Source organism: Robinsoniella sp. (assembly GCF_034124845.1).
This window is the reverse complement of record NZ_JAWYAJ010000469.1, coordinates 2,901-8,296: the sequence shown is the minus strand read 5'-3', so window position 1 is coordinate 8,296 and position 5,396 is coordinate 2,901. Positions and strand designations below refer to the sequence as shown.

5 protein-coding genes are annotated in these 5,396 nt (G+C 40.3%); all 5 read left to right on the top strand.

From position 1 onward, the window contains the following. The first annotated feature begins 350 nt into the window (after window positions 1–350). On the top strand, window positions 351–1,688 hold the full coding sequence (locus tag ACH2DQ_RS23010; RefSeq protein WP_395028495.1) for an ABC transporter substrate-binding protein: 1,338 nt from the start codon (window positions 351–353) through the stop codon (window positions 1,686–1,688). 23 nt (window positions 1,689–1,711) lie between these two features. Beyond that, on the top strand, window positions 1,712–2,593 hold the full coding sequence (locus ACH2DQ_RS23005; RefSeq protein WP_394913056.1) for a carbohydrate ABC transporter permease: 882 nt from the start codon (window positions 1,712–1,714) through the stop codon (window positions 2,591–2,593). A 1-nt stretch (window position 2,594) separates the two neighbouring features. After that, window positions 2,595–3,419: a carbohydrate ABC transporter permease gene (locus ACH2DQ_RS23000; protein ID WP_394913057.1), complete on the top strand. Its 825-nt coding sequence runs from the start codon at window positions 2,595–2,597 to the stop codon at window positions 3,417–3,419. Window positions 3,420–3,603: 184 nt separating this feature from the next. Continuing rightward, window positions 3,604–4,737: a glycoside hydrolase family 99-like domain-containing protein gene (locus ACH2DQ_RS22995; RefSeq protein ID WP_394913058.1), complete on the top strand. Its 1,134-nt coding sequence runs from the start codon at window positions 3,604–3,606 to the stop codon at window positions 4,735–4,737. A gap of 317 nt (window positions 4,738–5,054) precedes the next feature. Then, window positions 5,055–5,396 (top strand): hypothetical protein (locus ACH2DQ_RS22990; protein WP_395028492.1); only part of this gene is annotated, 342 nt, incomplete at its 3' end.

Here is a 5,396-nt window from a genome sequence, read left to right as displayed (position 1 = left end):
TTCGTACACTACCTATCTTATACAAAGCGTCCTTACTCAGCAAAACCCAAATTTAGTGTTTTAACCACATGTGCTCACTATATTCTTACAAAGTAAAGACTTAAATTGTTCGTTGTATATCTGTAACCTGCAATTATCAAACACGCTCTAGTTTACAGCGGTCTTTACAGAACCCGCCATTCGGATCGGAGAACACATTTGAAAATTTAAGCCGCATGATCTATTTCGCCCGCCTGTGATAAAATAACCCACCGTTTATTAAAAATGACCTATTTCGGCAGATGTCAGATATTCGTTATAATAGAATCAGATCAACAAACAACAAAAAATTAAAACGAGGAGGCATTTACATGAAAAAGAAAATCATATCAATCATTTTGGCCGCAATTATGGTTACCAGCGCTGCAGCTTGCGGAAAAGAAGCAGATTCCAATAAAGGGAGTGAAAGCCAGGCAGCCGGTGAGTCTCAGGCGGCAAAAGAAAACAGCGGTACCGGTGAACAAACCACAATTCGATTTGTATCCTGGATGACCGGAGGAGAGGACAAGGCATTTATTGAAAAGTTCATGGAAGAGAATCCGGATATCAAGGTAGAAGTAGAAGCAGTGGACGGTACCAATTACGATAAGCTACTTAAGACCAGACTGATTTCCGATGATGCCCCGGATGTATTTTTAATCCAGCCGGCACAGTATGAAAAGTTCGTAAAAGAAGGGTATCTGATGGATGTAAGCGGCCGCCCGTCAAAGGAGACTCTGGCGAAATCCAAATCGTTAGAAGATCTGTATACCATTGATGGAAAACAGTACGGTTTCCCGGTCTGTACCCAGGGCGGACCGGATCCGATCTTCTATAATAAGAAATACTTTGAAAAATTGAATCTGAAAGAGCCGGAAACCATGGAAGAACTCTGGGCAGCGGCGGACAAAATAAAAGCAGACGGAGTAGAGCCATTTGTATTTGGCGACAAAGATGCCTGGACCTTTGAAATGTTTTTCAGAAGCAGACAATTTGGGGATTACTTAAAAGACACACCGGAATGGGGGCTTGCACTTTACAACGGAGAGAAACAGGCATCCGAGCTGTTTAAAAAAGAATTCGAACTGGCGGAGAAAATGTGTCAGGAAGGCTATATTGGAAAATCATCTCTGACCATGACTTATCCACAGTCCGTTACTTATTTTGTAGAGGGAAAAGCAGCAATGCTGCCTCAGGGAACCTGGGTACCAGGGCTGGATGAAATCAAAAATGCAGACCCCGAAGAGTTCGAACTGGGATGCTTCATTACCCCGGTAGACGAAACGGACGGCAAGGTATATATGACCGGTTCCTCAGACAGAAGCATTGTAATTTCGGCAAACACCAAAAATGCTGAAGCAGCAGGAAAGCTGTATGACTGGTTTACCAAGGAAGAAAATTTAAGTGAATATCTTACCTCCCAGTCCTTAACGAATTTCCTGCCAATCGACTACAAAGTGGATCCGGTACTGGAAAGCTATGTGGCAGCATTATCCAGTGATAAATATGAAATCATCATGAGCCAGAAAGCTACCATGCCGGCAGGATTTATGACCATGATGGAAAACGGACTGCAATCCATACTTGCTGGATCTCCTGCAGAAACAGAATTACAGAAGTTAAATACAGAATTTGAAAAAATTAAATCATCGGTGGTTGTATCGGAATAAATAATGATTGATAAGAAGGTGAAATGGTGAACAGTAAAAAAGAAAAGACATATGGAGTGTTTGCAACAGTACCGGCATTGATACTATTTTTAATATTTACGTATATTCCATTGCTGATGACTTTGGGATATTCCGTAACAGACTGGAATGGTTTTAGTAAGAATTTTAATTTTGTAGGGCTAGACAATTTCCTTCAGGTGTTCAAAGATACTGAGGTGCTTCAGACATTTGGCAATACCTTGTATTTTACCGTATTGGTAGTTGTAATTGGTATTGTTCTACAATTGATGCTGGCAATCTTTTTATTTGAAAAACTAAAGGGAAGGAATGTATTGAGAGCAATCATCTATGCACCCTGCATAATCAGTCCGGTAATCGTATCTCTTACCTGGGTTAATTTCTTCCAGTATGCAGGAATCATTAATGAGGTGCTGTCTAAGGTCGGATTAGAGGGGCTGCGGGTGGACTGGCTGGGAGATGTTAACATCGTCAAAAATGTATTGATTTTCATCAATACCTGGCAGTGGGCAGGATACGGCATGATTATCTTCATGACAGGCTTAAGCAGTATTTCCCAGGATGTATACGAGGCTGGTATGTTAGATGGTGCCTGTGGATTTAAGAAATTCAGATATATCACTTTGCCTCTGTTAATGCCATCGGTTACGGTCAATGTATTTATTTCCATTACAGGAGCGCTGAGACTGTTCGATCTACCTTTTGTTATGACAGGCGGAGGACCGATTAATGCCAGCAAGACAATCAGTATGACAATTTATGATAATGCTTTTCTATATGAAAGATTTGGATATTCAAGTGCCATCGGAGTTATTTTCTTCCTGATTATAGCTGCGGTAACGGTTATCCAACTGAAAATAACCAGAAGCAGGGAGGTGGAATATTAAGATGGTTAGGAGAAAAACAATACCCGTTTTAAAATATGTTTTCATTTATTTAATTGCATTATTGATTATTCTGCCGATCTTATACATGTTTTTGTCCTCCTTCAAGAACCCGGGAGAGGTGAACAAAATGGTTTCTCTCCCCTCCGGATTCTACCTGGAGAATTACAAAGCGGTATTTCAAAATGATACAGCGGTGAGAAGTTTTGCCAACTCCGGTATTATATCGGTCTTTACCATAGCCATTGATATTCTTCTATGCGCTTTGGCATCCTACGCATTGGCAAGGAGAAAAGAAAAATATTTTTCTTTTCTGTACTTACTATTCTTAAGCGCCATGATGATTCCGGTAGTAGCCAATCTGCCTTCCATTTACAGTATTATTCTGAAATTTGGCTTAAAAGATACCAAGACTGCGTTAGTGCTGATTTATGCAGCCACCCAGATCCCCATGGGAATACTTTTATTCACAGGATTCATTAAGGGGATTCCCAGAGAACTGGATGAGGCGGCAATTATTGACGGATGCGGATATTTACAGCGTTTTTTCAAAGTTCTGTTTCCACTTATGAAACCGGTTATGGTCACATATGCGCTGACCACTTTGGTATACGTATGGAACGATTTCTTAATGCCTCTTATGGTCATTTCATCTGAGAAGAAAAAACCGATTACCCTGGCTGTTTACTCTTTTGTAAATGAGCATCAGACGAATTTCGGTGCAATCTACGCAATGCTGGTCGTAGCGGTAGTGCCGCCGATCCTGCTGTTCATCCTGCTTCAGAAACAGTTTTATCAGGGAGGGGCAGCAGGAGCAGTCAAGGGCTAATGGAGACAGAGAAAGAACGTCTGATGGAATGGGGGACATACAATAGGAAGCTTCCAGGGCAATGCGTAAGGCGCAGCGGTCAACCCGTTACCGAGTATGGGGTGTTGTCTGGTAAATCCAGGCATTCAACGATACATTACAAGAACTGAAACAATTAAAATTTAAATCAGAAAGGAATTACAAGATGAAGAAACAATACGAAGTAGCAGCATATTATTTCCCGAATTACCACTATGATGACAGAGTGCAGGAATGGCACGGGGAAGGGTGGAATGAATGGGAACTGGTAAAAAATGCAAAGCCCAGATTTGAAGGGCATGTGCAGCCTAAGGTACCGCTCTGGGGATATCAAAATGAAGCAGATCCCAAAGTAATGGAGAAAAAGATTGAAGCGGCGGCAAGCCACGGGTTAAGTGCATTTATATTTGACTGGTACTGGCATAAGGAAGGTCCATTCCTGGATAGATGCCTGGAAGAAGGATATCTGCAGGCAGAAAATAACAAAGATTTAAAATTTGCAATTATGTGGGCAAATCATGACTGGCTGGAAATACATCCGGCGACCAGATATCAGCCTTATCCGGTGAGAATGAAAGGCGAAGTCTCTGAAGAAGTATTTATCCAGGCAACAGACCACATAATCGATACCTATTTTGTACATCCATCTTATTGGAAAGTAGACGGCAGGTTATATTTTTCGATCTATGAAATGATGAGCCTCATAAAAGGGCTGGGAGGACTAGAGAACACAAAAAGGGTATTAGAAGAATTTCGGTCAAGAGTGAGGGAGAGAGGGCTTGGTGAACTGCACTTAAATGCTGTAGTATGGGGAATCGAAACCCTTCCTACGGAAAATACTCTGACCAATCCAAATGAAATCATTGAATATTTAGGAATAGACAGTGTCACCAGCTATGTATGGGTCCACCATATCGAATTCGAACATTTTCCGGACACTTCCTATAAAAAAATGCGGGAAATATGTAAAGATGAGCACGCCAGACTGCAAAATCAGTATCCCCTTCCCTATATTCCCAACGTGACCGTAGGCTGGGATTCCACACCGAGAACCGTGCAGACAGACCGGTTTGACAGTATCGGCTATCCATATTATCCGGTGTACATGGATAATAACCCTATGGAATTTGAAAAAGCGCTGCGTGATGCCAAAAAGTTCCTGGATCAATCAGATAAAAGCTTCAATATCTGTACGATAAATGCGTGGAATGAGTGGACGGAAGGAAGCTACCTGGAACCGGATACGGTGAATGGGATGGCTTATCTGGAAGCTATTAAGAAGGTTTTTGGTGATAAATAAATGTATGTATGTTACCCCCCTCGTTTACGAGGAGGGGTATTTTTTGAAAAATTTAATTTATAATTTTATGGAATAAGTAATACTTCTGTCAGTCATTTACAATGAATTATATTTAGTTTATTTATGATGATTGGACAACAAAATATTAAGTATTTATATTGACATTAGTCGTTAATTTTAATATAATTATATTATCATTAGACATGCAAAAACATTATTTTTAGAGAAGTGGAGGAGGGATAAGGTAAAAAAAAGTAGATTCAAATTTTTTAGGTTATTTAAGTTACCATAGGTTAAGCAGAAAGGAGAATTATAATATGAAGAAAAGTTTTAAGTTCATTGTCGCAGTCATGCTATTATTGTTTTTATTCGGAAATGTTTGTTATGCAGCAACTGAACCATTTACATTTGCGTTTACGACGTCAGGAACACAGACGGGTGGTATGGGTGGAAAGGATAGAAGCACAAGAAGTGTTTCTGCATATACAAATACTTCCAGTAATGTTAATAGTTCTCGCTATATCAATGCTTGGGCTACTAATTTAGACGGTTCAAAGATTAGCAATTATCTGACTTTAAAAACGAAAGGAGCAACTACAAGCGCATCATATACATCTCCTCTTTATAAAGGTGGCGTTTACTTAAAGGGTACACCTAGC